Source organism: Streptomyces sp. NPDC060000 (assembly GCF_042737375.1).
Taxonomy (GTDB): Bacteria; Actinomycetota; Actinomycetes; order Streptomycetales; family Streptomycetaceae; genus Streptomyces.
Genome location: NZ_JBHWUU010000015.1, coordinates 46,082 through 71,981 on the forward strand (window position 1 = coordinate 46,082; position 25,900 = coordinate 71,981).

General features: G+C 71.7%; 22 protein-coding genes and 2 pseudogenes. 12 read left to right on the forward strand and 12 right to left on the reverse strand.

Annotation, left to right across the window (positions count from 1 at the left end):
* Positions 1-127: 127 nt before the first annotated feature.
* The 5 genes and pseudogenes from ACFWBB_RS10865 (at position 128) to ACFWBB_RS10885 (ending at position 6,387) form a co-directional block, all read left to right on the forward strand.
* A complete protein-coding gene (locus ACFWBB_RS10865) occupies positions 128-1,051 on the forward strand; it encodes an LLM class F420-dependent oxidoreductase (protein ID WP_385269354.1) in 924 nt (307 codons plus the stop codon).
* 124 nt (positions 1,052-1,175) lie between these two features.
* Positions 1,176-1,388 (forward strand): annotated as a pseudogene (locus ACFWBB_RS10870) (helix-turn-helix domain-containing protein); the annotation flags it as partial.
* Positions 1,389-1,582: 194 nt separating this feature from the next.
* Entirely contained in the window at positions 1,583-3,052 is a 1,470-nt protein-coding gene (locus tag ACFWBB_RS10875; protein WP_385269356.1) for a 3' terminal RNA ribose 2'-O-methyltransferase Hen1, read from the forward strand.
* Positions 3,049-5,640, forward strand: coding sequence for a polynucleotide kinase-phosphatase (locus ACFWBB_RS10880; RefSeq protein WP_385269358.1), 2,592 nt, complete (start codon positions 3,049-3,051; stop codon positions 5,638-5,640). Before ACFWBB_RS10875 ends, ACFWBB_RS10880 begins: the two co-directional genes overlap by 4 nt.
* Before the next feature lie 306 nt (positions 5,641-5,946).
* On the forward strand, positions 5,947-6,387 hold the full coding sequence (locus tag ACFWBB_RS10885; protein WP_385269360.1) for a hypothetical protein: 441 nt from the start codon (positions 5,947-5,949) through the stop codon (positions 6,385-6,387).
* 15 nt (positions 6,388-6,402) lie between these two features.
* Here the strand turns inward: ACFWBB_RS10885 and ACFWBB_RS10890 are convergent, their stop codons facing one another.
* Complete coding sequence (locus ACFWBB_RS10890; RefSeq protein WP_385269362.1) at positions 6,403-7,317, reverse strand: hypothetical protein; 915 nt, start codon at positions 7,315-7,317, stop codon at positions 6,403-6,405.
* Complete coding sequence (locus tag ACFWBB_RS10895; RefSeq protein ID WP_385269364.1) at positions 7,314-8,483, reverse strand: SPFH domain-containing protein; 1,170 nt, start codon at positions 8,481-8,483, stop codon at positions 7,314-7,316. The genes ACFWBB_RS10890 and ACFWBB_RS10895 overlap by 4 nt, the downstream gene beginning before the upstream one ends.
* Before the next feature lie 176 nt (positions 8,484-8,659).
* On the opposite strand from ACFWBB_RS10895, the gene ACFWBB_RS10900 reads away from it, so the two are divergent.
* Both ACFWBB_RS10900 and argF read left to right on the forward strand, forming a co-directional pair.
* Positions 8,660-9,883 carry an arginine deiminase gene (locus ACFWBB_RS10900; RefSeq protein WP_385269366.1) on the forward strand — a complete coding sequence of 408 codons (1,224 nt, stop codon included), beginning with the start codon at positions 8,660-8,662 and terminating at the stop codon, positions 9,881-9,883.
* 110 nt (positions 9,884-9,993) lie between these two features.
* Positions 9,994-11,007: an ornithine carbamoyltransferase gene (gene argF / locus ACFWBB_RS10905; RefSeq protein WP_385269368.1), complete on the forward strand. Its 1,014-nt coding sequence runs from the start codon at positions 9,994-9,996 to the stop codon at positions 11,005-11,007.
* A 132-nt stretch (positions 11,008-11,139) separates the two neighbouring features.
* Here the strand turns inward: argF and ACFWBB_RS10910 are convergent, their stop codons facing one another.
* Positions 11,140-11,625, reverse strand: a complete 486-nt coding sequence (locus ACFWBB_RS10910; protein ID WP_385269370.1) for an ATP-binding protein — start codon at positions 11,623-11,625, stop codon at positions 11,140-11,142.
* 289 nt (positions 11,626-11,914) lie between these two features.
* Between ACFWBB_RS10910 and ACFWBB_RS10915 the strand changes: the two genes are divergently transcribed.
* Entirely contained in the window at positions 11,915-12,742 is an 828-nt protein-coding gene (locus ACFWBB_RS10915) for an enoyl-CoA hydratase family protein (RefSeq protein WP_385269372.1), read from the forward strand.
* A gap of 35 nt (positions 12,743-12,777) precedes the next feature.
* On the forward strand, positions 12,778-15,150 hold the full coding sequence (locus tag ACFWBB_RS10920) for a bifunctional salicylyl-CoA 5-hydroxylase/oxidoreductase (protein WP_385269374.1): 2,373 nt from the start codon (positions 12,778-12,780) through the stop codon (positions 15,148-15,150).
* Position 15,151: 1 nt separating this feature from the next.
* Here ACFWBB_RS10920 and ACFWBB_RS10925 read toward each other — a convergent pair whose 3' ends face one another.
* Complete coding sequence (locus ACFWBB_RS10925) at positions 15,152-15,979, reverse strand: PaaX family transcriptional regulator C-terminal domain-containing protein (RefSeq protein WP_385269376.1); 828 nt, start codon at positions 15,977-15,979, stop codon at positions 15,152-15,154.
* A gap of 15 nt (positions 15,980-15,994) precedes the next feature.
* Positions 15,995-17,677: an AMP-binding protein gene (locus ACFWBB_RS10930; protein ID WP_385269378.1), complete on the reverse strand. Its 1,683-nt coding sequence runs from the start codon at positions 17,675-17,677 to the stop codon at positions 15,995-15,997.
* Between the two features lie 241 nt (positions 17,678-17,918).
* Between ACFWBB_RS10930 and ACFWBB_RS10935 the strand changes: the two genes are divergently transcribed.
* Both ACFWBB_RS10935 and ACFWBB_RS10940 read left to right on the forward strand, forming a co-directional pair.
* Entirely contained in the window at positions 17,919-19,091 is a 1,173-nt protein-coding gene (locus tag ACFWBB_RS10935) for an acyl-CoA dehydrogenase family protein (RefSeq protein WP_385269380.1), read from the forward strand.
* On the forward strand, positions 19,088-19,489 hold the full coding sequence (locus ACFWBB_RS10940) for a RidA family protein (RefSeq protein WP_385269382.1): 402 nt from the start codon (positions 19,088-19,090) through the stop codon (positions 19,487-19,489). Before ACFWBB_RS10935 ends, ACFWBB_RS10940 begins: the two co-directional genes overlap by 4 nt.
* 209 nt (positions 19,490-19,698) lie before the next feature.
* On the opposite strand, the gene ACFWBB_RS10945 is transcribed toward ACFWBB_RS10940, so the two are convergent.
* A complete protein-coding gene (locus ACFWBB_RS10945; RefSeq protein ID WP_385269384.1) occupies positions 19,699-19,902 on the reverse strand; it encodes a DUF5999 family protein in 204 nt (67 codons plus the stop codon).
* Between the two features lie 230 nt (positions 19,903-20,132).
* Here ACFWBB_RS10945 and ACFWBB_RS10950 point away from each other — a divergent pair, with 230 nt between their 5' ends.
* Entirely contained in the window at positions 20,133-20,564 is a 432-nt protein-coding gene (locus tag ACFWBB_RS10950) for a DUF6299 family protein (RefSeq protein WP_385269386.1), read from the forward strand.
* 72 nt (positions 20,565-20,636) lie between these two features.
* Here ACFWBB_RS10950 and ACFWBB_RS10955 read toward each other — a convergent pair whose 3' ends face one another.
* From ACFWBB_RS10955 to ACFWBB_RS10980, 6 genes and pseudogenes are all read right to left on the reverse strand, one after another.
* A complete protein-coding gene (locus tag ACFWBB_RS10955) occupies positions 20,637-21,836 on the reverse strand; it encodes an ABC transporter ATP-binding protein (RefSeq protein WP_385269388.1) in 1,200 nt (399 codons plus the stop codon).
* A complete protein-coding gene (modB, locus tag ACFWBB_RS10960; protein ID WP_385269390.1) occupies positions 21,833-22,690 on the reverse strand; it encodes a molybdate ABC transporter permease subunit in 858 nt (285 codons plus the stop codon). Before modB ends, ACFWBB_RS10955 begins: the two co-directional genes overlap by 4 nt.
* Positions 22,687-23,523 (reverse strand): molybdate ABC transporter substrate-binding protein, encoded by an 837-nt coding sequence (gene modA, locus ACFWBB_RS10965; RefSeq protein ID WP_385269392.1) that lies wholly within the window; start codon positions 23,521-23,523, stop codon positions 22,687-22,689. The genes modB and modA overlap by 4 nt, the downstream gene beginning before the upstream one ends.
* A gap of 694 nt (positions 23,524-24,217) precedes the next feature.
* Complete coding sequence (locus ACFWBB_RS10970) at positions 24,218-24,613, reverse strand: molybdopterin-binding protein (protein WP_385269394.1); 396 nt, start codon at positions 24,611-24,613, stop codon at positions 24,218-24,220.
* A gap of 202 nt (positions 24,614-24,815) precedes the next feature.
* Positions 24,816-25,649: pseudogene (locus ACFWBB_RS10975) on the reverse strand (hypothetical protein); the annotation flags it as partial.
* On the reverse strand, positions 25,649-25,861 hold the full coding sequence (locus tag ACFWBB_RS10980) for a hypothetical protein (protein WP_385269396.1): 213 nt from the start codon (positions 25,859-25,861) through the stop codon (positions 25,649-25,651). The gene ACFWBB_RS10980 and the pseudogene ACFWBB_RS10975, both read right to left, overlap by 1 nt.
* Positions 25,862-25,900 lie beyond the last annotated feature (39 nt).

Sequence of the window (25,900 nt, forward strand, 5' to 3'; positions counted from 1 at the left end):
GGGAAGGCCGGGGAAGGCCGCGGGGGGCCGCCGGGGGCCACCCGGGGCCACCCAGGGCCACCCGGGGACGCCCGGGGGAGAAGGGACCGGTGGGGTTGACGGGGAGACCGGAGTGCAGGATGGAAGCATGGATCTCCGTATCTTCACCGAGCCCCAGCAGGGGGCGACCTACGACACCCTCCTCACCGTGGCGAAGGCCACCGAGGACCTAGGGTTCGACGCCTTCTTCCGGTCGGACCACTATCTGAAGATGGGCGACGTGAGCGGCCTCCCGGGTCCCACGGACGCCTGGATCACCCTCGCCGGGCTCGCCCGCGAGACCAAGCGCATCCGTCTCGGCACGCTGATGACCGCCGGCACCTTCCGGCTGCCCGGCGTCCTCGCCATCCAGGTCGCGCAGGTGGACCAGATGTCGGGCGGACGCATCGAACTGGGCCTGGGCGCGGGCTGGTTCGAGGAGGAGCACAAGGCGTACGGCATTCCCTTCCCGAAGGAGAAGATCGGCCGCCTGGAGGAGCAGCTGGAGATCGTCACGGGTCTGTGGGCGACAGAGGTCGGCAAGACCTACGACTTCCACGGCACGTACTACGACCTCACCGGCTCGCCCGCGCTGCCCAAGCCCGCACAGGCGAGGATCCCGGTGCTGATCGGCGGCACCGGAGCGACCCGCACGCCGCGGTTGGCCGCCCGGTTCGCGGACGAGTTCAACATGCCGTTCGGCTCGGTCGAGGACAGCGAACGCCAGTTCGCCCGGGTACGGGACGCCGCGAAGGAGGCCGGTCGCGAAGCCGACGCGATCACCCTCTCGAACGCCCTCGTCGTCTGCGTCGGCAAGGACGACGCGGAACTCGCCCGGCGCGCCGCCGCGATCGGCCGTGAGGTCGACGAGCTGAGGACCAACGGGCTGGCCGGTTCCCCGGCCGAGGTCGTTGACAAGATCGGCCGGTACGCCGAGGCCGGTTCCCGGCGGATGTACCTCCAGATCCTCGACCTGCACGACCTCGATCACCTGGAGTTGATCTCCGCCCAGGTGCAGGCGCAGCTGACCTAGCTGTGCTGCCGAGGCAGGTCGGTCGAATCTGTACGGCGACAGGGTCTGATTCCGTGAGATGACGAAGGCCTCCGGTTGTGGAGTGGGGCTGTCGAGGAACCGCTCCGCCAACCAGGAGGCCTTCGTGTCTCTCGCTGACCCTGCTCTGACTCCCCGTGCCCGTCTTCGCCCGGGGCGTCTGATCGTTGATGAAGGATGGCCGGTCGCTCGTGCGGCCGAGCGTTACGACGTGCCGTGGCCCACCGCCAGGCGACGGGCCGACCGTTATGCCGAACGCGGTCCGGCCGCGATGGCCGACCGGTCCTCACGGCCGCATCGCAGTCCTGCCGGTCGGCCCGCCGCCCCCGCCGATTCGGTGTCCGGCCCGCCCCTCGACACGGCGTCCGGGCCAGTGTCTGACCAGCGGGGACGGGTGGTGGCCGACTGGGAAAAACGTGAGTGGCGCTGGAGCGTTCTCTGTACGTTGTAGGGGCGGGTGAGCGCACGAACAGCGCTTCCGTTCCTTTTTCCGAACCTTACCGAGGCACCCACGTGTTCCTGACGATCAGCACCACCGGCACCCCCGAACGTCCCGCCACAGACCTGGGCTTCCTGCTGCACAAGCATCCTGACAAGGCGCAGGCGTTCTCCACCTCCTACGGCAAGGCCCACGTCCTCTACCCCGAGGCCGGTGCCGAGCGCTGCACGGCGGCGCTGCTGCTGGAGGTGGACGCAGTGGCGCTGGTCCGGCGCGGCAAGGGCAAGGGCCGGGGCGGCGCTCCGGACGCGGCTCTCGCGCAGTACGTCAACGACCGCCCCTACGCGGCCTCCTCGCTGCTCGCGGTCGCCCTGAGCGGCGTGTTCTCCAGCGCCATGCGCGGGGTGTGCGCGGCGAAGCCCGAACTGCCCGCGCAGACACGGCCGTTGCGGGTAGAGGTGCCCGCGCTGCCCGCCCGCGGCGGCGCCGACCTCGTACGCGCTCTCTTCGAGCCGCTCGGCTGGGCGGTGCGTGTCGAACCGGTGCCCCTCGACACGGAGTTCGAGGAGTGGGGCGACTCGCGGTACGTGAGCCTGGTCCTGGAGTCGGAGACCCTCACCGTCGCCGAGGCCCTGCGCCACCTGTACGTCCTGCTGCCCGTCCTCGACGACGCCAAGCACTACTGGGTCTCCTCCGACGAGGTCGACAAGCTGCTGCGGGCCGGTGAGGGCTGGCTGTCCGACCACCCCCAGCAGAAACTGATCACGAGCCGCTACCTCTCCCGCCGCTGGTCGCTGACCAGGCAGGCGATGGAGCGTCTTGAACTGGTCCGGCTCGCCGAGGCCGACGACAGCGAGGTCGAGGAGATCGACAACGCGGTCGAGGCGGAGGCCGAGACGGAGGAGCGCCCGACCCCGCTGGCCGTGCTGCGCCGCGACGCGATCGTCTCGGCGCTGACGGAGTCCGGGGCCGCCCGCGTTCTCGACCTCGGCTGTGGACAGGGCCAGTTGGTGCAGGCGCTGCTGAAGGACCCGCGTTTCACCGAGATCGTCGGCGTCGACGTTTCGATGCGCGCACTCACCATCGCCTCCCGCCGCCTGAAGCTGGACCGCATGGGTGAGCGGCAGGCCTCCCGTGTCCAGCTCGTCCAGAGCTCGCTCGCCTACACCGACGCCCGGCTCAAGGGCTACGACGCCGCCGTGCTCAGCGAGGTGATCGAGCACCTCGACCTGCCCAGGCTGCCCGCCCTCGAGTACGCGGTGTTCGGCTCGGCCCGCCCGCGCACGGTCCTGGTGACCACCCCGAACGTCGAGTACAACGTCCGCTGGGAGAGCCTCCCGGCCGGCCATGTCCGGCACGGCGACCACCGCTTCGAGTGGACCCGCGAGGAGTTCCGCGGCTGGGCGGCCGCGGTCGCCGGACGGCACGGCTACGAGGTCGGCTTCGTCCCGGTCGGCCCGGACGACCCGGAGGTCGGGCCGCCCACCCAGATGGCCGTTTTCACCATGAGCAGCGTGCACGAGAAGGAGGCGAAGGCAGCATGACCGAGACTCAGGTTTCCATCCGGCAGGGCCGTGTGCTGCCCGTCACCGATCTCTCCCTGGTCGTCCTGATCGGCGCGTCCGGGTCCGGCAAGTCCACCTTCGCCCGACGGCACTTCAAGCCCACCGAGATCATCTCCTCCGACTTCTGCCGAGGGCTGGTCTCCGACGACGAGAACGACCAGAGCGCCACGCGGGACGCCTTCGACGTCCTGCACTACATCGCGGGCAAGCGGCTCGCGGCCGGCCGCCGCACGGTGGTCGACGCCACCAGCGTGCAGCCGGAAGCCCGCCGTCAGCTGGTCGACCTGGCGAAGCAGCACGACGTGCTGCCCATCGCCATCGTCCTGGACGTGCCGGAGGAGGTGTGTGCCGAACGCAACGTGGCGCGCACCGACCGTGCCGACATGCCCCGCCGGGTCATCCAGCGCCACATCCGCGAACTGCGGCGCTCGTTGCGCCACTTGGAGCGGGAGGGCTTCCGCAAGGTGCACGTCCTGCGGGGCGTCGAGGACATCGAGCACGCCTCGGTCGTCACCGAGAAGCGCTACAACGACCTGACCCACCTCACCGGCCCCTTCGACATCATCGGCGACATCCACGGCTGCGCCTTTGAACTGGAGGCGCTGCTGGGCAAGTTGGGCTACGCCGACGGTGTCCACCCGGAGGGCCGGCAGGCCGTCTTCGTCGGCGACCTGGTCGACCGGGGGCCGGACAGCCCGGGCGTTCTGCGCCGCGTGATGGCGATGGTCAGGTCGGGCAACGCTCTCTGCGTGCCGGGCAACCACGAGAACAAGTACGGCCGCCATCTCCGCGGACGCCAGGTCCAGCACACCCACGGCCTGGCCGAGACCATCGAGCAGATGGAGGGCGAGAGCGAGGAGTTCCGCGCCGAGGTACGGGAGTTCATCGCGGGCCTCGTCAGCCACTACGTCCTCGACGGCGGCAGGCTCGTGGTCTGCCACGCGGGTCTGCCGGAGAAGTACCACGGCCGCACCTCCGGCCGCGTCCGCTCGCACGCGCTGTACGGCGACACCACCGGAGAGACCGACGAGTTCGGCCTGCCGGTGCGCTACCCGTGGGCGGAGGACTACCGGGGCCGGGCGGCGGTGGTCTACGGCCACACCCCCGTTCCGGAGGCGACCTGGCTGAACAACACCATCTGCCTGGACACCGGTGCCGTCTTCGGCGGCAAGCTGACCGCGCTGCGCTGGCCGGAACGCGAGCTGGTCGACGTACCGGCGGAGCAGGTCTGGTACGAGCCGACGAAGCCGCTGCGCTCCGAGGCACCCGGCGGGCACGACGGCCGTCCGCTGGACCTGGCGGACGTGCACGGCCGACGTATCGTCGAAACCCGTTACGAGGGACAGAACCGTGTCTCCATCCGCGAGGAGAACGCGGCCGCGGCCCTGGAGGTCATGAGCCGGTTCGCGGTGGACCCGCGCCTGCTGCCGTACCTCCCGCCGACGATGGCGCCCACGGCCACCTCGCACGTCGAGGGCTATCTGGAGCACCCGGCGGAGGCGTTCGCGCAGTACGCGCAGGACGGTGTGGCGCGGGTCGTGTGCGAGGAGAAGCACATGGGTTCCAGGGCGGTGGCCCTGGTGTGCCGGGACGCGGAGACGGCGCGCAAGCGGTTCGGAGCCGGCGGCGCCTCCCGCTCCGCGGCGGCGGACGGGGTGGGCCCCACGGGTTCGCTCTACACGCGCACGGGCCGGCCGTTCTTCGACGACGAGACCGTGACCGAGGAGATCCTCGGGCGGATACGCACGGCGGTGGAGGAGGCGGGTCTCTGGGCCGAACTGGACACGGACTGGCTCCTGCTGGACGCCGAGCTGATGCCCTGGTCGCTGAAGGCCTCGGGTCTCCTGCGCTCGCAGTACGCGGCCGTGGGAGCCGCGTCCGGAGCGGTCTTCCCGGGTGTGCTGTCGGCCCTGGAGGGCGCCGCTGCCCGGGGTGTCGACGTCGGGGAGCTGCTCTCCCGCCAGCGTGAACGCGCCTCGGACGCGGCCGCGTTCACGGAGGCGTACCGCCGCTACTGCTGGACCACGGACGGCCTGGACGGCGTGCGGCTGGCCCCGTTCCAGATCCTCGCGGTCCAGGGCCGCAGCCTGGCGGACCTGCCCCACGACGAGCAGCTCTCGCTCCTCGACCGGCTGGTGGAACACGACAACACGGGTCTGCTCCAGACCACCCGACGCCTCTACGTCGACACGGCCGACGCCGAGTCGGTGCGGGCCGGTGTCGACTGGTGGCTGGAGATGACGGGCCGGGGCGGCGAGGGCATGGTCGTCAAGCCGCTGGGTGCTCTGGTGCGCGGTGTGGAGGGCCGGTTGGTCCAGCCGGGCATCAAGTGCCGGGGGCGCGAGTACCTCCGGATCATCTACGGCCCGGAGTACACCCGCCCCGACAACCTCGCCCGGCTGCGCGGCCGCTTCCTCAACCACAAGCGGTCGCTGGCGATCCGCGAGTACGCCCTCGGCCTGGAGGCCCTGGCCCGGCTGGCGGAGGGCGAGCCCCTGTGGCGTGTCCACGAAGCGGTGTTCGGCGTACTGGCCCTGGAATCGGAGCCGGTGGACCCGCGGCTGTGAGACGTTCGCCCGGTCCGTGCCGTCGGCGCGGACCGGGCCCCATCGCTGTGCCCCGCCCGTCCCGCCCGTGCGAAACGCGGTGGCGCGGGCGGGCGGGAGCGGGTGACGGTGCGGTCCACGGGCAACCCGCGGGCGTACCCCGTTCTCCGTACCCCGTACCCCGCACCCCGTTCCCCGTACCACCGACGGCGGCCGCCGCGTACAAGCAGGCCAGGCGCCCGTGCGCGCTGCCAGAAGCTGCTAGAAGAGGCCGACGCCGAGGTCGGGCCACCGGTCCGGCTGTGGACGGTCGCTGACGTGCGGCGGATGACCGCGGTCCTTCCCGGGGCGCGGTTCGGCCATGTGGACGTCCGTATCGACCCTGCGACGGGTGACGACCTCACGTTCGACGTCGAGGTGACGGCGACGGACGATGCCGCTCCGGAGGCGCGTCTGCCGCTCGAGATCATGGTGGACGCCCCGACGGGGAGCGTCGAGGAACGGTTCGCGGCGGCTCCGGGCCCGGGCCCGGCCTCCATCGTCCGGCACGGAACCTGGCCGGACGATCCGGCGGCGAACCAGTACGGGTTGTCGACGTACGACGGCGTCCAGGTGGTGTTCCGCGCCGAGCACGCCCAGGAGCGGGGGTGGGCCGAGCAGCACACCGTCTTCGTCCACGTGACCGCCCGGGGCGACCCGCCCCGGGCGGAACGGCTGGCCGCGCACATCGGCAGCGAGGTCCCGGGCGGGGCGCGGCCCGGCTGGTGAGGGCGCCGCCGCCGCTCAGCCGACGAGCCGCAGTGCCGCCCCCGCCCTCCCCACCCGTACCCGCTGCCCCCACGTCAGTTCCACCGCGTCGCTCTCGATCCCGTCGCCGAAGGCGATGAGACGTTCCGACTCGACCGTGAGGGTGAGGTGGCCGCCGGCCGTGAGTTCGCCCGCGACCAGGGAGGTGCCGGTCGCGGGGGACGGCCACGCCTCCCGTACGAACCACACCAGCCGGTCCTCCGACGGGCCCGGCAGCCGCAGGCCGGCCTCGGTCCGGCCGCCGCCCCGCTCCTGCCACACCGACCGGATCCAGCCGGTCGCTCCCGTACCCGTGCCCACCAGCACCCCGGAGGAGGCCTGGGCCTCGACGGCACCCCCGTCGTCGTCGAGGCCCAGGCGGTAGCGGGCGGTCTGGTGGCCCGGGGCGCCCAGGTAGATCTCGTTGAGGGCCAGCAGCCGCTGCGTGTCGTCGGCGACCGCCTCCACCATGGTCAGTTCGGCCGTGCCGGTGCCGGCCGCGAGCACGGCGGGCAGGAGCAGCCGGGCGTCCCCCGGGCGGTGGCGTACCAGGACGCCCGGATTGCGGCCGGGATCGGTGTCGATGCCCACCACCGGCTGACCGGCCAGGTACTTGGCGACGTTGGCCACCAGTCCGTCCTGGCCGACCACGACCACCACGTCCTCGGGCGCGAAGAGAAAGCGGTCCAAGTCCCTGCGCTCCACCCGAGTCTGACGCCAGGTCAGGGGGATCGCGGCGGTCACCTCAGCCAGGGCGCGCCTGGTGCGCCGGTGGCGCTCGGCGACCTCCTCGATGTCCCGGCCCCGCGAGGAGAGGAAGAAGGCGGCCTGGCCGTGGGTGCCGTGCCGGGCCACCAACTCCTCGTACTCCGTGGTGCGGTGGACCAGCACGGCCCGCGGGGCGAGACTCATCCGGGTTCCCCGGCGCCGAGCCTCGACAGGAGTCCGGTGAGGACGTCCGGCGAGATCGTCACGCTGTCGATGCGCGGCAGGTTCTCCGCGAGGCGCGTCCCGGTGAGGGCGTGCAGGGTCGTTACGTCGACGTCGGCGTGGACCCGCAGCCAGGCCGCCTGGGCCTGGGCCCGGGCCTCCCCGACCTCGCGCGCCGCCTGCGCCTCGGCATGGGCGAGCTGCACCGAGCGGGCCGCTTCCGCCTCCGCGAGGCGGACCGTACGCGCCGCCTCCGCCAGCGTCAGCCGCTCGGTGCGCTGAGCCTCGGCGTCCGCCAGCCGCACCTGCTTCTCGGCCTCGGCCTCGGCCAGCTTCACCGCCCTCGCGGCCTCCGCCTCCGCGAGCCGCACGGACCGGGTCGCCTCCGCCTCCGCCCGTACCTTGTCCGCCGCCGCGTTCTCCTCCGCCTCGCGCCGGGTGTTCGTGCCGCGCTGCTCGACCAACTGCTCCTCGCGGCGGGCCAGTTCGATCTTGCTGGCCAGTTCGTTCTCGGCGATCGTCCGCTCCCGCTCGACGGCCACCGCCCGCCGCTCGTACGTGGCCCGGTCGGCCTCCTGCTGGATCTGCTCACGCGCCGGGGTGCGCAGCGCCCGCTCCACCTCCGGCTCGGGACGCAGCGCGACGACCCGCACGGCCACGATCTCGATGCCCGTGGCCGGCAGCCGCGGCTCCGCCGCCAGCCCCGCGGCGACCCGCTCCCGCACCGAGGTCACGCCGTCCACCAGCGCCGACGACAGCGACGTACGCGCGAGGACGTCCAGCGCGTGCTGCTGCGCCGTCTCGGTCAGCAGCGTGCCGAGCTGCTCCAGGGGCGCACCGCGCCACACACCCGTGTCCGGGTCGATGGAGAAGTCGAGCCGGGCGGCCGCGACGGCCGGGTCGCTGACCCGGTAGGTCACCGTCGCCTGCACCGTCACATCCTGGAAGTCGACCGTACGGGCGTGGAAGGTCATCGCCAACTCGCGGTCGTCCACGGGTACTTCGGAGAGCGCGGCGCTCAGTGAGCGGAACCAGAAGCTGAGTCCCGGTCCGTCGTGCACCAGTTCGCCGGAGCGGTGGTGGCGCACATGCGCCGTGGGGGCGCCGCGCAGATGGCGCCAGCCCAGGCGCCGGGTGATGTCGGCCATGAGAGACCCCCCTGGTTCCGTTTTTCGTCAGTGCGACGATAAGGGGAACGATAGTCGCGACTCCTGTTGTCGTCAAGGGGACGAGAACGAGCGGATGGGGAGGGGCAGCCGAACAAGCTCGTGCGGAATCGGTCCGGTAGGGGGTGAAGGTGGTCCCCGATGGTCAGGATGGAGACATGGGATTCCACGTCGACTCCGAGGCCGGGCGGCTGCGCCGCGTCATCCTTCACCGGCCGGATCTCGAGCTCAAAAGGCTCACCCCCAGCAACAAGGACGCCCTTCTCTTCGACGACGTGCTGTGGGTGCGCCGGGCGCGCGCCGAGCACGACGGGTTCGCCGACGTGCTGCGCGATCGCGGGGTCGCCGTGCACCTCTTCGGCGACCTGCTCACCGAGGCCCTGGAGATCCCGGCGGCCCGAGCGCTCGTCCTGGACCGCGTCTTCGACGAGAAGGAGTACGGGGTGCTCGCCACCGACCACCTCCGCGCCGCCTTCGAGACGCTCCCCGCCCCGGAACTGGTGGAGGCCCTCGTCGGCGGCATGACCAAGCGGGAGTTCCTGGAGGCGCACCCCGAACCGACCTCCGTGCGCTTCCATGTCATGGACCTCGACGAGTTCCTCCTCGACCCGCTCCCCAACCACCTCTTCACCCGCGACACCTCCGCCTGGATCTACGACGGCGTCGCCATCAACGCCATGCGCTGGCCGGCCCGGCAGCGCGAGACCGTCCACTTCGAGGCGATCTACCGGCACCACCCCCTCTTCCGCGGTGAGACGTTCCGCGTCTGGTCCGAGGGGCAGGCCGACTATCCGTCCACCATCGAGGGCGGTGACGTCCTCGTCATCGGCAACGGCGCCGTGCTGATCGGCATGAGCGAGCGCACCACCCCGCAGGCCGTCGAGATGCTCGCCCACAAGCTGTTCGCGGCGGGCTCGGCGGAGACCATCGTGGCCCTCGACATGCCGAAGCGGCGCGCCTTCATGCACCTCGACACCGTGATGACCATGGTCGACGGCGACATCTTCACCCAGTACGCGGGCCTCGGCATGCTGCGCTCGTACACGATCGAACCGGGCGTCGGCGAGAAGGAGTTGAAGGTCACCGACCATCCGCCGGAGCACATGCACCGCGCGATCGCCGCGGCTCTCGGCCTGAGCGAGATCCGCGTGCTCACAGCGACCCAGGACGTGCACGCGGCCGAACGCGAGCAGTGGGACGACGGCTGCAACGTCCTCGCCGTGGAGCCGGGAGTCGTCGTCGCCTACGAGCGCAACGTCACCACCAACACCCATCTGCGCAAGCAGGGCATCGAAGTGATCGAGATCCCCGGCAGCGAGCTGGGCCGGGGGAGGGGCGGGCCACGCTGCATGAGCTGTCCCGTCGAACGGAGTGCCGTATAGGCGCACGAGTGTCTGTATAAAAATGCCTAGTGTCGTATAGACTTCCGAGGGTCCCTGCCACCGCAGTGCCGTGCACTGCATCTCTTCACCGCACTTCTGGAGCGACCCCCATGGCGACAGTTCCGACCGCCCTCGCCGGCCGCCACTTCCTCAAGGAGCTGGACTTCACCGAGGAGGAGTTCCGCGGCCTGATCGAGCTGGCCGCCGAGCTGAAGGCCGCCAAGAAGGCCGGGACCGAGGTCCAGCACCTGCGCGGCAGGAACATCGCCCTGATCTTCGAGAAGACCTCGACGCGCACCCGCTGCGCGTTCGAGGTCGCCGCCGCCGACCAGGGCGCTTCGACGACGTATCTCGACCCCTCCGGCTCCCAGATCGGGCACAAGGAGTCCGTGAAGGACACCGCCCGGGTGCTGGGCCGGATGTACGACGGCATCGAGTACCGGGGGGACAGTCAGCACAAGGTCGAGGAGCTCGCCGCCCACGCGGGCGTGCCCGTGTACAACGGTCTCACCGACGACTGGCACCCCACCCAGATGCTCGCCGACGTGCTCACGATGACCGAGCACTGCGACAAGGATCTCGCAGGCGGCGGGATCGCCCTCGCCTACCTCGGCGACGCCCGGTTCAACATGGGCAACTCCTACCTGGTCACCGGAGCCCTGCTCGGCATGGACGTCCGTATCGTCGCGCCCAAGGAGTACTGGCCCGCGGACGAGGTGATCGCGCGGGCCCGTGAACTGGCCGAGGGTTCCGGTGCCACGATCCTGCTCACCGAGGACCTCGCCGAGGGCGTGGCCGGCGCCGACTTCGTCGCCACCGACGTGTGGGTCTCCATGGGGGAGCCCAAGGAGGTGTGGGACGAGCGGATCGCCGCCCTCGGCCCGTACGCCGTGACCATGGACGTCCTGCGTGCCACCGGCAACCCGGACGTCAGGTTCCTGCACTGCCTCCCGGCCTTCCACGACCTCGGCACCAAGGTCGGCCGCGAGATCCACGAGCGCCACGGCCTGGACTCCCTCGAAGTGACGGACGAGGTGTTCGAGTCGGCTCACTCGGTCGTCTTCGACGAGGCGGAGAACCGCCTGCACACGATCAAGGCCGTACTCGTGGCGACCCTCGCCTGAGTGGTCCCGCCGCGGAAGGCGGGCCTTTCACCGTCCTCGGCTTCGCGGTGATCGCCGCACGGTCGACGCGGGTCACTCCCGCCGGGGCGGGGTCCGGCGAGGCCGGGCCCCAGGAGGTCGCAGCGGCCGACGTCACGCCGGGTGCGGACGCCACTGCGGTGGTACGGCGGCCAGCCTGAACCACACGGCCTTGCCCTGCTGGGTGGGCCGGTGCCCGCAGGACGAGCTCAGGGCGCGGATCAGCAGCAGCCCGCGCCCGTGCTCCTGCCAGGGATCGGGCTCCTCCCCGGAAGGGCGGGTGAGATCGCCGGGCGGCACCGGGTCGGGGTCGTGCACCTCGACCCGGCAGCCGGTCGGCTGCAGCTCCAGCACCAGCTCGATCGGGGATTCCCCCGCGGTGTGCTCCACGGCGTTCGCCACCAGCTCGGCGGTGAGCAGTTCCGCGGTGTCGCTGTCGGCCCCGTGCTTCAAATCGGCCAGCGCCGTACGGACCAGCGCACGGGCCACCGGCACGGCCGCGGCGGAGTGCGGCAGCGCGATACGCCAGGAGGCGGCCGGCTCGGAGGGGCGTTCGTGCAAGGCGAGTCCGTTCATGGCGCAGGTTCCGGTGATCGACATCAGACGGTCCTGCTTTCAACTTCAGGAATGGTACGGCGGCCTCCGGCAGAGGCGCTCGGCGGGCACCGTAGGGGACCTTCGGTCCCTGTCCGGCGGCTTACCCCCATCAACGGTCACGCTCGCGCATCCGATCCCGTTGTTACCGCGCTATTGACGACCGGTGACGTGTGTGACGAGAACATGTCGTGCGGTGACACGGTGATTCTCCCCGGCCGTTCTATCGCGTACTCATGACGACAGTCAGAAGTAGGTGATAACTTCGGAGGTGACTGTCGAGGAGGCCGCCCTCATGAGTCCCTTCACCGGCTCCGCCGCCCGCACCTCCGACTGGCGCCACCTGCGCGTCGAACTCACCGACGGTGTCGCCACCGTCACCCTGGCCCGTCCGGAGAAACTCAACGCCCTCACCTTCGGCGCCTACGCCGACCTGCGCGACCTGCTCGCCGAACTGTCCCGGGAACGGTCGGTCCGCGCCCTGGTACTGGCCGGCGAGGGCCGCGGTTTCTGTTCCGGCGGAGACGTCGACGAGATCATCGGCGCCACCCTCGGCATGGATACCGGCCGGCTCCTCGACTTCAACCGGATGACCGGCCAGGTCGTGCGCGCCGTACGGGAGTGCCCGTTCCCGGTCGTCGCGGCCCTGCACGGGGTGGCCGCGGGCGCCGGCGCGGTCCTCGCCCTGGCCGCGGACTTCCGGATCGCCGACCCCAGCGTCCGCTTCGCGTTCCTCTTCACCCGTGTCGGTCTCTCCGGCGGCGACATGGGGGCCGCCTATCTGCTGCCCCGGGTCGTGGGCCTCGGTCACGCCACCCGGCTGCTCATGCTCGGGGAAACCGTCCGCGCCCCCGAGGCCGAGCGCATCGGCCTGATCAGCGAACTGACGGACGAGGGCAGGTCCGACGAGGCGGCACAGGCGCTGGCCCGTCGCCTCGCCGACGGCCCGGCCCTGGCGTACGCCCAGACGAAGGCCCTGCTGACGGCCGAGCTGGACATGCCCCTGGCGGCGGCGGTGGAACTGGACGCCGCGACCCAGGCCCTCCTGATGAACGGCGAGGACTACGCGGAGTTCCACGCGGCGTTCAAGGACAAGCGGCCTCCGAAGTGGCGGGGGCGGTAGGCGTGGCGGCCGGCGTGCGGGCACCATCCCCAGGGGTGCGGGACAGTGTCGACAAGCGGCTCCGCCGAGGGGCACGACCGGCCACCACGCACCCGCAGCCGCCCGAACCGACCAGCCGCCCCCTGCGGGTCGCGGTCATCGGCGGCGGCCCCGGCGGTCTCTACGCGGCGGCCCTGCTGAAACGCCTCGACCCCACCCGCGAGATCACCCTGTGGGAACGCAACGCCCCCGACGACACCTTCGGCTTCGGAGTCGTCCTCTCCGACGAGACCCTCGGCGGCATAGAACACGCCGACCCGCAGGTCTTCGCGGCCCTCCAGCGGGCCTTCGTCCGCTGGGACGACATCGACATCGTGCACCGCGGCACCCGGCACACCTCCACCGGGCACGGCTTCGCCGCCCTCGGCCGGCGCGGACTCCTGGAGATCCTGCACGAACGCTGCCGTTCCCTCGGCGTCGACCTGCGCTTTCGCAGCGAGGCGCCGCACCCCGCCCGGTTGGCCGAGGAGTACGACCTCGTCATCGCCGCCGACGGTGTGCACAGCACCACCCGTGAGGCGTACGCCCAGGTGTTCCGCCCCCATATGGCCGGCCACCACTGCCGTTACATCTGGCTCGCCGCGGACTTCGCCTTCGACGCCTTCCGCTTCGAGATCGCCGAGACCCCGTACGGCGTGATGCAACTGCACGGCTACCCCTACGCGGCTGACGCCTCGACCGTGATCGTCGAGATGCGCGAGGAGGTCTGGCGGGCAGCCGGCTTCGACGAACTCGACGAGCGGGAGTCGGTCGAGCGCTGCGCCAAGATCTTCGCGGACGCCCTCGGCGGACGTTCACTCAAAACCAACAACTCCGCCTGGACCGTCTTCCGTACCGTCGTCAACGAACGCTGGTCGCACGACAATGTCGTCCTGCTGGGCGACGCCGCCCACACCGCCCACTTCTCCATCGGCTCCGGCACCAAGCTCGCCGTCGAGGACGCCCTGGCGCTGGCGGCCTGTCTGCGCGAACGCCCGGACATCCGCGAGGCGTTGGCCGCCTACGAGGAGGAGCGCAGGCCCGTCGTCGCCTCCACCCAGCGGGCCGCCCGAGCCAGCCTGGAGTGGTTCGAGAACATCGGCCTCTACCTCGACCAGCTGCCCCGAAGGTTCGCCTTCAACCTGCTCACCCGCAGCCGCCGGGTCACCCACGACAACCTGAGGCTGCGCGATCCCCGCTTCACCGAGGCCGTGGAGCGGGAGGCCGGCTGCCCGCCCGGGACGCCCCCGATGTTCACCCCGTTCCGGCTGCGTGGCCTGACCCTGCGCAACCGGGTCGTCGTCTCGCCCATGGACATGTACTCCGCCACCGACGGCCTGCCCGGCGACTTCCACCTCGTCCACCTCGGCGCCCGCGCACTCGGCGGGGCCGGACTGGTGATGACGGAGATGGTGTGCGTGTCCCCTCAAGGGCGCATCACGCCCGGCTGCACCGGCCTCTACACCGTTCGGCAGGCCGATGCCTGGCGGCGCGTCACCGACTTCGTGCACGACCGGGCGCCGGGCACCGCGATCGGCGTCCAGCTCGGCCACTCCGGGCGCAAGGGCTCGACGAGACTGATGTGGGAGGGCATGGACGAACCACTGCCCGACGGCAACTGGCCGCTCGTGGCCGCCTCCCCGCTGCCGTACAAGCCGGACGGTCAAATGCCCCGCGAGCTCACCCGGGCCCAACTCACCGACCTCCGGCACGAGTTCGCCGAAGCGGCGCGGCGGGCCGCCCGGTCCGGCTTCGATCTCCTCGAACTGCACTGCGCCCACGGCTACCTGCTCTCCGGATTCCTCTCCCCGCTGACCAACCACCGCACGGACGCCTACGGAGGCTCGCTCGCCAAGCGGCTGCGGTTCCCGCTGGAGGTCTTCGACGCGGTCCGCGCGGTATGGCCGGCCGAACGGCCGATGACCGTCCGCATCTCCGCCACCGACTGGGCCCGGGGCGGCACTTCGGCCGACGACGCCGTCGAGATCGCCCGCGCCTTCGCCGCGCACGGCGCCGACGCGATCGACGTGTCGACCGGACAGGTGGTGGCCGAGGAACGGCCCGAGTACGGACGCTCCTACCAGACCCCGTTCGCGGACCGGATCCGGCACGAGGTGAAGGTACCTGTGATCGCGGTCGGCGCCATCTCCTCCTGGGACGACGTCAACTCGCTGATACTGGCGGGCCGTACGGACCTGTGCGCCCTCGCCCGGCCCCACCTCTACGACCCGAACTGGACCCTGCACGCGGCCGCCGAACAGAACTACACCGGACCGGGCGCCACCTGGCCCGCCCCCTACCGGGCGGGAAGCCGTCCCCCACGCACCGGCCGTACGGACCCGCCCGCGGCGGAGAGGACCGGCCGCGGAACCCGAGGTCCGGCCGGGTGACTCACGGCGCGTCCGGGGTCACTCCCGCGAACTCCGCGCCCGCGTCGCGCAGGCGGTCGTGCAGGCCCTGGAAGACCGCTGCCGAGCGGGCTCCCGGCCAGTCCTCCGGGAGCAGACGGGCGGGCAGGCCGGGGTCGGTGTAGGGCAGGTGACGCCAGGAGTCCAGGGCGAGGAGGTAGTCGCGGTAGGCCTCCTCCGGCGGGGTGTCCGGACGCTGCCGCCAGGCGTGCAGCACGCGGGCGTGGCTGTCGAGGAACGTCTCGTGCTCCTTGGCGATGGCCGCCAGGTCCCACCAGCGGGCGACGGACTCGACGGTCGGCGAGAAGCCCAGGTGCTCGCCCCGGAAGAGGTCCACGTACGGGTCGAGACGCAGCCGCCGGAGGGTGTGCCGGGCCTCGTCGTGCAGACGCGCCGGAGCGATCCACACGCCCGGGGCGGCGGTACCGAACCCCAGGCCCGCGAGCCGCGACCGCAGCACGTGCCGCTTCTGGCGCTCCGACTCCGGCACGGAGAACACCGCCAGTACCCAGCCCTCGTCCGCGTGCGGGGTCGTGGCGTAGATGCGCCGGTCCCCGTCCTCCAGCAACTGCCGTGCCTCGCCGGACAGTTCGTACCCGGCCGCGCCGTGCGCCGTACGGGCCGGCAGCAGCAGCCCGCGTCGCTTCAGCCGGGACACCGAGGAGCGCACGGAGGGCGCGTCGACACCGACCGCGGCGAGCAGCCGGATCAGCTCGGCGACGGGCACCGGGCCCGGGGCGAAGCGGCCGTACGCGCCGTAGAGCGTGACGATGAGAGACCGGGGTGCGGGCTGGTCGGACACGTTGATCATCTTAGGTCTTCGGTATCACTGCTGGTCACCATCGGTGTCATCGCCGAGGTGATGGCTCTGGGTGAGGCTTGCGGTGTGGTCGTGGGTGTCACCCTCGACGCGCAGTCTGAATCTCTGCAGTTTTCCGGTCGCCGTGCGCGGGAGCGCGTCCAGGAAGACGAACTCGCGCGGACACTTGTACGGTGCCAGCTCCTCCTTGAGGAAGTCGCGCAGTGCCTCCGCGTCGGGCAGGGCACCCTCCCGCAGGACGGCGAACGCGACGACCACCTGTCCCCGGTGTGCGTCGGGCCGTCCCACCACCGCCGCCTCCAGCATGTCCGGATGGCGCAGCAGCGCGTCCTCGACCTCGGGGCCCGCGATGTTGTACCCGGCCGAGATGATCATGTCGTCCGCGCGGGCGACGTACCGGAAGTAGCCGTCGGTCTCGCGGACATAGGTGTCGCCGGTGACGTTCCAGCCGTCGCGCACGTATTGCCGCTGGCGGCCGTCTGCGAGGTAGCGGCAGCCGACCGGGCCGCGCACGGCCAGCAGTCCGGGCTCACCGTCTGGCACCGGGCTGCCGCCGGGGTCCTGTACGCGCGCGTGCCAGCCGGGGACGGGGACGCCGGTCGCACCGGGCCGGATGTGTTCGTCGGCGGCCGAGATGAAGATGTGCAGCAGCTCGGTGGCGCCGATGCCGTTGATCAGCCGGAGCCCGGTCCGTTCGTGCCAGGCCCGCCAGGTCGCGGCGGGCAGGTTCTCGCCGGCGGAGACGCAACGGCGCAGCGAGGAGACGTCGTGCGCGCCGGGGCCGTTCCGCTCGTGCGGGCGGTTCAGGTCGCCGAGCATCGCGCGGTAGGCGGTGGGCGCCGTGAACAGCACGGTCACCCGGTGTTCGGCGATGGCGGACAACAGCTGCCGCGGGCCCGCCTGTTCGAGCAGCAGCGCGCTGGCGCCGGCCCGCATCGGGAAGACGACCAGCCCGCCGAGGCCGAAGGTGAAGCCGAGCGGGGGACTGCCGGCGAAGACATCGTCCGGCAGCGGTTTCAGCACATGCCGCGAGAAGGTGTCGGCGATCGCCAGCACGTCCCGGTGGAAGTGCATGCAGCCCTTCGGGCGGCCGGTGGTGCCGGAGGTGAACGCGATCAGCGCCACGTCGTCGGAAGCCGTTGCGACAGCCTCGTACGGATCCGGCGGCGCCGACCGGTTCAGCAGGTCGTCGGGCGCGTCACCGCCGTACGTCGTGATCCGGAGCCCGGGTATCTCCGCCTTGGCGAGGTCGTCGACGGCCCTGATGTCGCACAGCGCGTGCTCCACCCGCGCGATCTCGCACAGGGTGCGCAGTTCCTTCGGCCGCTGCTGGGCCAGCACGGTGACCGCGATCGCGCCCGCCTTCAGCACCGCCAGCCAGCAGGCCGCGAGCCAGGGCGTGGTGGGGCCGCGCAGCAGCACCCGGTTGCCGGGGACGACTCCGAGATCGCCGCTCAGCACATGAGCGATCCGGTCGACGCGGGTACGCAGCTCCCCGTACGTCCAGGACGGGCCGGAGCGGGTGTGGAACACGGGCCGCTCCGGGTCGGCGCGGTCGAGCAGCTCGGCGGCGCAGTTCACCCGGTCGGGGTAGTGCAGTTCGGGCAGATCGAAGCGGAGGTCCGGCCACAGGCCGGGCGGCGGAAGGTGGTCGCGCGCGAAGGTGTCGACGTGGGCCGAGACGTTCATGGGCGTTCGCCCCCTTGCCTGGATGGACTGTCCGGCTGGGCTGCCCGGGCCGGCCTCGTCTTGGGGTCGCGCAACGAGCGTAGCGCCTTGGTGACGACAGTCAACGGTGCGCGATATCCTCGTGGGGCAGGCACCGGTGGGGCAGGCACCGGTGGGGCAGGGGTCAGGTGTGGCGCGGCAGGTAAGGAAGGCTTCGGACAAGGCACGTCACGTACGGCAGGTACAGCAGAGGGGACAGGCGATGCCCGCATTCTCGCTCGAACCGGCACAGACCGCCTGGTGCGCCGAGCTGCGTGCCCTGGCCGCCGAGCGGCTCCGCCCACTCGCGGAGAAGGGCGAACCGGGACGCGTCAACCGCCCGCTCGTCGCCGAACTCGGCCGGCTCGGGCTGCTGCCGCGGCTGTTCACCTCCGGCGCCGTCGACCTCTGTCTGATGCGCGAGTCCCTCGCCCACGCCTGCACCGAGGCGGAGACCGCGCTCGCGCTGCAAGGGCTGGGCGCGCATCCGGTCCACGCCCACGGCACACCCGCCCAGCGGCGGCACTGGCTGCCCCGTGTCGCCGACGGCGCCGCGATCGCCGCGTTCGCCCTGAGCGAGCCGGGCGCGGGCTCGGACGCGGCGGCCCTGTCACTTGCGGCCGAACCGGACGGGCGGGACGCGAAGGACGGGCTGGACGGGCAGGGCAGACCGAACCGATGGCGGCTGACCGGGGAGAAGTGCTGGATCTCCAACGCTCCCGAAGCCGACTTCTACACCGTCTTCGCCCGCACCACCACGGGGGCGGGCGCCCGGGGCGTGACCGCGTTCCTGGTTCCCGCCGACCGCCCCGGCCTCACCGGCTCCGCCCTCGACATGCTCTCCCCGCACCCCGTCGGCGCCCTCCGCTTCGACGCCGTCCCGGTCACGATGGACGACGTGCTCGGCGAGCCCGACCGCGGCTTCCGGGTCGCCATGGGCACCCTCAACCTGTTCCGCCCCAGCGTCGGCGCCTTCGCCGTCGGGATGGCACAGGCCGCACTCGACGCGACCCTGGCCCACACCGCACAACGAGACGCTTTCGGAGGCAAGTTGAGTGACCTTCAGGCCGTCGCCCACCAGGTCGCCGAGATGGCCCTGCGCACGGAGGCCGCGCGTCTGATGGTCCACGCCGCGGCAGCGGCGTACGACAGCGGCGCAACCGACGTTCCCAAGCGTGCCGCGATGGCCAAGCTGTTCGCCACCGAGACCGCGCAGTACGTAGTCGACACGGCCGCGCAACTCCATGGCGCACGGGCGTTGCAGCGCGGCCATCTGCTCGAGCACCTCTACCGGGAGGTACGCGCGCCGCGGATCTACGAGGGTGCCAGTGAGGTCCAACGCGGCATCATCGCGCGGGAGTTGTACGCCGAACTCGCAGACCTGGAGGCCAGGTGAGCATGGAGCGCGTCAATCCGCCCGAACTCTCCCCGCCCACCGGCTTCTCCCACGCCGTCGTCGCCGCCGGCCGGCGGATCGTCTTCCTGGCGGGCCAGACCGCACTGGACGCCGGCGGGAAGGTCGTGGGGGAGTCGTTGCCGGAACAGTTCACCCGGGCGCTGGCGAATCTGCTGGCCGCGCTGAGGGCGGCGGGCGGCACGCCGTCGGACCTGGCGCGCGTCACCGTCTATGTCACGGACGTCGCCGCGTATCGCGAGCACGCCGCCGAACTGGGCGCGATCTGGCGGGAGTCGGCGGGACGTGACTATCCGGCGATGGCGGTCGTCGGGATCGTACGGCTCTGGGACGAACAGGCCCTCGTCGAACTGGACGGGTTCGCGGTACTGGATCGCTGACCGGGACCCTTTGCCGTGACCAGTGACCAGTGACCAGTGACCAGTGACGGTGATCGGGACCGGTGAGCGGGTGACCGGGATCAGCGACCGGGTGACCGGGATCAGCGACCGACACCAGTCACCGGCCGCCCGTCACCAGGCGTCCGCCTCCAGCTGTCCGAGCCCAGCCGCGCGTCACCGGCCGGGCAGGTTCGGTCAGGCAGGTTCGGTCAGGCGGCGACGGCGAGCTGCTGGGCGGTCACCCGGTGCGGGTCCACCACCCGGCCGTCGGGCAGCAGCTCGCCGGAGTCGTCGAAGACGATCGTGCCGTCGCACAGCAGGTTCCAGCCCTGCTCGGGGTGGGCGGCGACGATGTGCGCGAGGTGTACCGAGTGGGCGTCGGCAGAAGCGCTGGGGAGCTGGAGAGAACACATGGAGTACCTCCACGTCGGTGGGGTCGGCCGTCCGGTCGGCCCCCATGGGCAGAGCATGCGCCCGGCCCGCGGGCATCTCCAGAGGGTGCCGGCAAGCGTGACAGCACCAGGACAACCCCAGGACCGTTCGCCGACGACCGGTGCGGACTCGCCACCGAAGGAGTGACGATCACCGCCCCGGGCGTGTCCGCCGGGTACCTGTGGAGGCCCCCACAACAGGAGGTTCCTCCATGTCGTTGCGCCGCACCCTCTCCGCCGCGGCCGCCGGTGCCGTGCTGATCCTGCTCGCCGCCCCGGCGGTCACGGCCACCGCGGATCCGTCGGATTACGTCACCGCCGACCCGGTCGGCCGTATCGCCGCGGACGGCACCATCACCCTCTCGGGCACGTATCGCTGTGTCGGCAACACGGGCCCCGTCTTCGTCAGCTCCTCCGTCGGCCGGGACTCCGGCAAGGGCCGGCACGGCATCGGCGGTACCCGTGCAGTGTGCGACGGTGCCGAACACATTTGGCAGAACACCGGCAAGACCACTCCGAACGACCTTGCCCCCGGCGCGGCCCACGTCGAGGCCACGCTGATGGAGCTGCGTCCCCAGGGCGGCCTGCCGCTGCCCCGCTTCCACGCGGCACAGGAGCGGGACATCACCCTGACGGCCGGCTGAGCGGCCGGTCCCCGCCGGGCCCTGTTCGGGCCGGTCCCGGCCGGGCCCTGGCCGAGCGGGGCCGGCGGGGTCTCAGACCGGGTAGGCGTGGGTCTGGGCCGCCTTCACCGTCGCCCACACCTCCGCGCCGGGGTGGAGATCGAGTTCGGCGGCGGCGACCGTGGTGAGGTCCGCGGCGAGCGGGAGCTCTCCGGAGAGGTCGGCGCGGATCTGGTCGCCGTGGGTCTCCAGACCGGCGACCCGGCAGCGCCAGAGGTTGCGCGCGCTGGAGCCGTGGGGCCGGTAGCGGTGGAGGGTGACCGCACTCGGCGGGAACGCCACGAAGACCGGGCCGGACAGGACCTCCGTGGTGGTGAGGCGCGGGCCGGCGTCGAGGCGGACGGTGTGACCGTCGGCCTCGCCCCGGTAGAGGTTCAGGCCGACCAGCTGCGCGATGTACTCCGTACGGGGATGGCGGGCGATGTCGGACGGGGCGCCTTCCTGGACGACCCGGCCGTGTTCGACGACGACCAGCCGGTCGGCCAGCACCATGGCGTCCAGGGGGTCGTGCGTGACGAGGACGGCGACAGCCTCGAACTCGGCCAGATGGCGGCGTAGTTGGGCACGGACCTCCAGACGGGTGCGGGCGTCCAGTGCGGCCAGCGGCTCGTCGAGGAGCAGCAGACGCGGGCGGGTGGCCAGCGCACGGGCCAGGGCGACCCGCTGGGCCTGACCGCCGGACAACTTGCGTGGCTTGGCGCCGGCGTGCTCCGTGAGACCCAGGCGGTCCAGCCACTCGGCGGCCTGCGCCCGCGCCTGCGCCCTGGTCGCGCCCTGGCAGCGCGGTCCGAAGGCCACGTTGTCCAGGGCGCTCAGGTGCGGGAAGAGCAGATAGTCCTGGAAGACGACACCGACCGGGCGGGACTCCGGCGGCGTACGTTCCAGCGCAGTGCCGTCCAGCCGCAGACGGCCGCCGGTGAGCGGCGTAAGACCGGCGAGGGCACGCAGCGCGGTGGTCTTTCCGGCGCCGTTGGGGCCGAGCAGGGCGACGACCTCACCGGGCGCGACCGTCATCGCCACATCGAGCCGGAACGCGCCGCGTTCGACGACGAGGTGGGTGTCGAGTCCGGCCTCGGAGGCGGTGCCTGCGTGACCGTAGACGCATGCCGTGGCGTCGGCGCCTGCGTGGCCGTCGGGGGCGGCGGACGCGTCCGGTGCGTGCGGTGAGTGCGGTGCGCGCGATGCGTCCGATGCGTGCGGGGCGGCGGAGGCGGCCTCGTCGGGCCGGCTCATCCCGCTGTCATCCAACGGTCGCGCAGGCCCGCCAGCACCGCCACGGACACGGCCAGCAGGACGAGGCTGAGGGCGATGGCGGCCTCCGGGTCGCTCTGCAGGGCCAGGTACACGGCCAGCGGCATGGTCTGGGTACGGCCGGGGAAGTTGCCTGCGAAGGTGATCGTCGCGCCGAACTCGCCGAGCGCCCGGGCCCAGGCCAGGACCGCGCCGGCCGCGATGCCCGGTGCGATCAGCGGCAGCGTGACCCGGCGGAACGCGGTGAAGCGGGAGGCACCGAGCGTGGCGGCCGCCTCTTCGTAACGCGGGTCGGCGGCGCGCAGAGTGCCCTCGACGCTGATGACGAGGAACGGCATGGCGACGAACGCCTCGGCGACCACGACCCCGGCGGTGGTGAACGGGAGCGTGACGCCGAACCAGGAGTCGAGCCACTTGCCGACGATGCCGTTGCGGCCGAGCGCCATCAGCAGGGCCACACCGCCGACGACCGGAGGCAGGACGAGCGGCAGGGTGACCAGGGCCCGCACGAGTCCGCGTCCGGGGAACTCGACCCGGGCCAGCAGCCAGGCCAGCGGCACGCCGACGACCAGGCTCACCGCGGTGGCGGCGGTGGCGCAGACGAGGGACAACCGCAGCGCCTGCCACACCTCGGCACTGCTCAGCAGCTCGGGCAGGCTGCGCCACGGGGCCCGTACGAGCAGGGCGATCAGCGGCACGATCAGGAAGGCCAGGCCGATCAGCGCGGGCACCAGCAGTGGCAACGGCACCCCGCGCACCTGGGCCCGGGCGCGCCGACGCCGCGAACCGCCCCGGAGGGTGTCGGTCGCGGCGCCGGACCTGTCGAGCGCGTTCACGGCTGGAGGAACCCGGCCTCGGTCAGGACCTTCTGGCCTTCGGCGGACTGCACCAGCGCGATGAACGCCGTGGCGGCCCCGGTGTTCTTCGCGTCCTCCAGCTGGACGATCGGGTAGTCGTTGACGGCTTGGGCGGACTCGGGGAACTCCACGCCCTCCACCTTGTCACCCGCGGCGTGCACATCCGTCTTGTAGACCACGGCCGCGTCGGCCTCCTTCAGCTCCACCTTCGTCAGAGCGGCCTTGACGTCCTGCTCGTAGGAGACGGGGGTGAGCTTCAGTTCGGCGGCGTCGAGGGCCTTCTGGGCGGCGGCGCCACAGGGCACCGTCTTGTCGCAGAGCACGACCTTCAGGCCCGACTTGGTGAGGTCCTCGAGGGTGGAGACCTTGTCGGGGTTGCCCGGCAGGGTGGCGATCTCCAGCTGGTTGCGGACGAAGGTGGCGGGCGTCCCCGAGGCGTCCCCCGCGTCCGTGACGATCTTCATCGTCTTCGGGCTGGCGGACGCGAACACGTCCGCCGGGGCGCCGCCTGTGATGCTCGCGGCGAGCGAGTCGCTGCCGCCGAAGCTGAAGGTGACCTTCGTGCCGGGGTGCTCCTTCTCGAACTCCTTGCCCAGCGCCGTGAAGCTCTCCTTCAGGGAGGCCGCGGCGAACACGGTCACCGTGCCGGACAGCTTGTCCGAGGCGGAGGACGAGGACGCGGACGTGGAGGAATCCGACTTCGCCGACGAGGAGCGGTCGGACGACGAGCAGGCGCTCAGGGCCAGCAACGAGGTGACCCCCAGGGCCGCCACCTGCATCGATCGGCCGGTCCGGCGCGCGGTACGGGTCATCACGGGTCCACTCCCTCTGGTCTGACGGACGCCTGATGATACTGCCGCAGATGCAAGGTGAAAGTCTCCTGTCACTTCGCATGAGCCGGAACTGTGATCAACGTGGGTGGCATGTGCGTTTGCACGGGAGGTGGGTACGGGTACGGTCATCCAGGAGGTGGAGCCCGTGAGCCATCCCCTCGCAGCCGCCGACACGGCGACCGGCCCGTCGTCCGGCCCGTCGTCCGGCCCGTGTCCGGTTCCATGGCTAATCCGTCGTCCGGTCCGGTGGCGGAGCTCGTCTCGCCGGCAATCTGACCCGGCCGGCCCGGCTGACGGTGCCCGTACCGGTCCTCAGCTCGTCCTCCGACAGGACCGCTGCGGGTCCCGGCACATCAGCGGCATCAACGCGATCCGCGTGGACGACGGCTACACCTCGTGGGCGTGACACCGAGCGACATCAGGACCGACATCAGTGCGTCGACGGCGACGGCGACGGCGGTGACGGTGACGGTGACGGCGGCGGTGACGGTGACGGCGACGCCGACGGAGGTGACGGTGACCGGTGAACTGGGTGGACCGACGGGCGGCAGGCTCGTCCGGCACCTGCCCCGGGAGGGCCGTACGCTCTCACGCGGGCAGGCTGCGCCGAGCAGGGGGAGCGGTGGTCGGCGGCCACACGTGGCCGGCGGCGGCCGCCACCCGTGCCCCGCTCTCAGGTCCGGTCGATGTGCACGCTGGTCGACTTCACCCGGGCGGTGGCTTCCACTCCGACCTCGAGCCCCAGTTCCTCCACGGCCTCCCGCGTCAGCAGCGACACCAGCCGGTGCGGCCCGGCCTGGATCTCCACCTGGGCGGCGACATCGCCGAGTTTCACGGCCGTGACGATGCCGGGGAAGGCATTGCGGACCGAGGTGTAGGAGGCACCCTCCTCGCCGCCACCGCTCCTGGCCAGCTCCACCGAGAAGGCGGCCAGATCCTTGCCGTCGACGAGGCGTCGCCCGCCCTCGTCCCGGTGCGTGGCCACCCGGCCCGCGTCCGCCCACCTGCGCGCGGTGTCCGGGCTCACCCCGAGCAGACGCGCCGCCTGGCCGATCGTGTAGGACTGCATACGCGCCAAGATAGGCGATCAACGCCGACCCTTCGGTACGCGGTGGGGGCTTGGCCCGGCCCGTCGGGGTGAGGCAGGGCCTCCCGGTCTCAACCGGTGGCGAAGGCACGCTGTCCGTGCCGAGGACGTTCAGCAGGGCCGGTGCGCCGTGGTTCTCGGTGCCGGGGGCCGCGGTGAAGATGAGCGGGGACCGGGACTGGTCGGGATCCAGCAGGTTCTGACAGAACAGGTCGAGGCGACCGACCTGGGGGTGAACGAACCGTTTGGCGCTGTTCCAGTACAGGCCGGTCTCCTGCTGATTCCACAGCGATGTGAACTCCGCGCTGCGCCGCAGCAGGCTCCGGACGTGGCGGGCGGCCCGCGACCGGGCGCCTTCCCTGGCGGCGGCCATCCGCAGCAGCGAGACGTTCACCCGGCTGTTGAGGTCGTGGTCGTCGGGAAGGTAACGGCTGCGAGCGGTCGGATCGGTGAACCAGCGGTAGGGGGCGCTGCGGACGTCCCCGGTGTAGTGGGTCTGTGCGCCGAGCAGGGCCGCGGCGGGCGGTGTCTGCAGCAAGGTCTCGCCGAGGGGGCCCATGACCTGCGCCGGGGTGTCCTGCAACCGGTCCAGTACGCGAATCGTCGCTCCGCAGCGAGCCGAGCCGGGGCGCTCAGGCAAGCGGGCAACCGTCCAGGATGTCCCGATCGCAAGGCGCGGACGGATGTGACACGACGGTGGCCGTGGGCCTAACCGCCCACGGCCCAGCGCGCTCCCGCGACCACGCCCGACAGCAGAGCCGGAAGTAATCCACCGCCACGGCATGGATCTCCGCACCGAAGGCACCAGCCAGAGCGCCGCCGCGGCTCCGGCGGCCGCGATGGTGAGGACGCACGACAGGACGATTCCGGCGTACGCGTCGTCCCAGGTGCCGGACGGAGTGATGGTCAATGCCGTCCAGCAGAAGTACGCGGCGATGAGGGTGAGCAGGGTGAGGGGTACGGCGAGGACCAGACGGAGGCAGCCGCGGTCGTCGTCCGCATGGGAGGGGCTGGTCATCAGCGCAGTGCGTTCCCTGCCTCGTTCAGATCGTTCGCGAACCCACGCCCGTAGGCCTGGGCGTCGTCGGTCTGCCAGTACGGCCTGCTGTTCGTGGCGTGCACACGAGCGAGGGAGGAGTTGGCGGTGTCCTGGAGCGGGGCGGCTGGCCCCTCGTACCGGAGGTTATGGAGCACGGTCTTCTCGGGCCGTCCGGCTGAGTTGGACGACACGGAACCAGGTTTGCCTCAAGCCCCAGGAAACCGACCCCT

Excerpts from the sequence above, each read along its gene's own strand:
- ACFWBB_RS10865 (WP_385269354.1), top strand. The coding sequence starts at position 128 with ATGGATCTCCGTATCTTCACCGAGCCCCAGCAGGGGGCGACCTACGAC.
- ACFWBB_RS10880 (WP_385269358.1), top strand. The coding sequence starts at position 3,049 with ATGACCGAGACTCAGGTTTCCATCCGGCAGGGCCGTGTGCTGCCCGTC.
- ACFWBB_RS10885 (WP_385269360.1), top strand. The coding sequence starts at position 5,947 with ATGACCGCGGTCCTTCCCGGGGCGCGGTTCGGCCATGTGGACGTCCGT.
- ACFWBB_RS10890 (WP_385269362.1), bottom strand. The coding sequence starts at position 7,317 with ATGAGTCTCGCCCCGCGGGCCGTGCTGGTCCACCGCACCACGGAGTAC.
- ACFWBB_RS10895 (WP_385269364.1), bottom strand. The coding sequence starts at position 8,483 with ATGGCCGACATCACCCGGCGCCTGGGCTGGCGCCATCTGCGCGGCGCC.
- ACFWBB_RS10900 (WP_385269366.1), top strand. The coding sequence starts at position 8,660 with ATGGGATTCCACGTCGACTCCGAGGCCGGGCGGCTGCGCCGCGTCATC.
- argF (WP_385269368.1), top strand. The coding sequence starts at position 9,994 with ATGGCGACAGTTCCGACCGCCCTCGCCGGCCGCCACTTCCTCAAGGAG.
- ACFWBB_RS10910 (WP_385269370.1), bottom strand. The coding sequence starts at position 11,625 with ATGTCGATCACCGGAACCTGCGCCATGAACGGACTCGCCTTGCACGAA.
- ACFWBB_RS10915 (WP_385269372.1), top strand. The coding sequence starts at position 11,915 with ATGAGTCCCTTCACCGGCTCCGCCGCCCGCACCTCCGACTGGCGCCAC.
- ACFWBB_RS10925 (WP_385269376.1), bottom strand. The coding sequence starts at position 15,979 with ATGATCAACGTGTCCGACCAGCCCGCACCCCGGTCTCTCATCGTCACG.
- ACFWBB_RS10930 (WP_385269378.1), bottom strand. The coding sequence starts at position 17,677 with ATGAACGTCTCGGCCCACGTCGACACCTTCGCGCGCGACCACCTTCCG.
- ACFWBB_RS10935 (WP_385269380.1), top strand. The coding sequence starts at position 17,919 with ATGCCCGCATTCTCGCTCGAACCGGCACAGACCGCCTGGTGCGCCGAG.
- ACFWBB_RS10945 (WP_385269384.1), bottom strand. The coding sequence starts at position 19,902 with ATGTGTTCTCTCCAGCTCCCCAGCGCTTCTGCCGACGCCCACTCGGTA.
- ACFWBB_RS10950 (WP_385269386.1), top strand. The coding sequence starts at position 20,133 with ATGTCGTTGCGCCGCACCCTCTCCGCCGCGGCCGCCGGTGCCGTGCTG.
- ACFWBB_RS10955 (WP_385269388.1), bottom strand. The coding sequence starts at position 21,836 with ATGAGCCGGCCCGACGAGGCCGCCTCCGCCGCCCCGCACGCATCGGAC.
- modA (WP_385269392.1), bottom strand. The coding sequence starts at position 23,523 with ATGACCCGTACCGCGCGCCGGACCGGCCGATCGATGCAGGTGGCGGCC.
- ACFWBB_RS10970 (WP_385269394.1), bottom strand. The coding sequence starts at position 24,613 with ATGCAGTCCTACACGATCGGCCAGGCGGCGCGTCTGCTCGGGGTGAGC.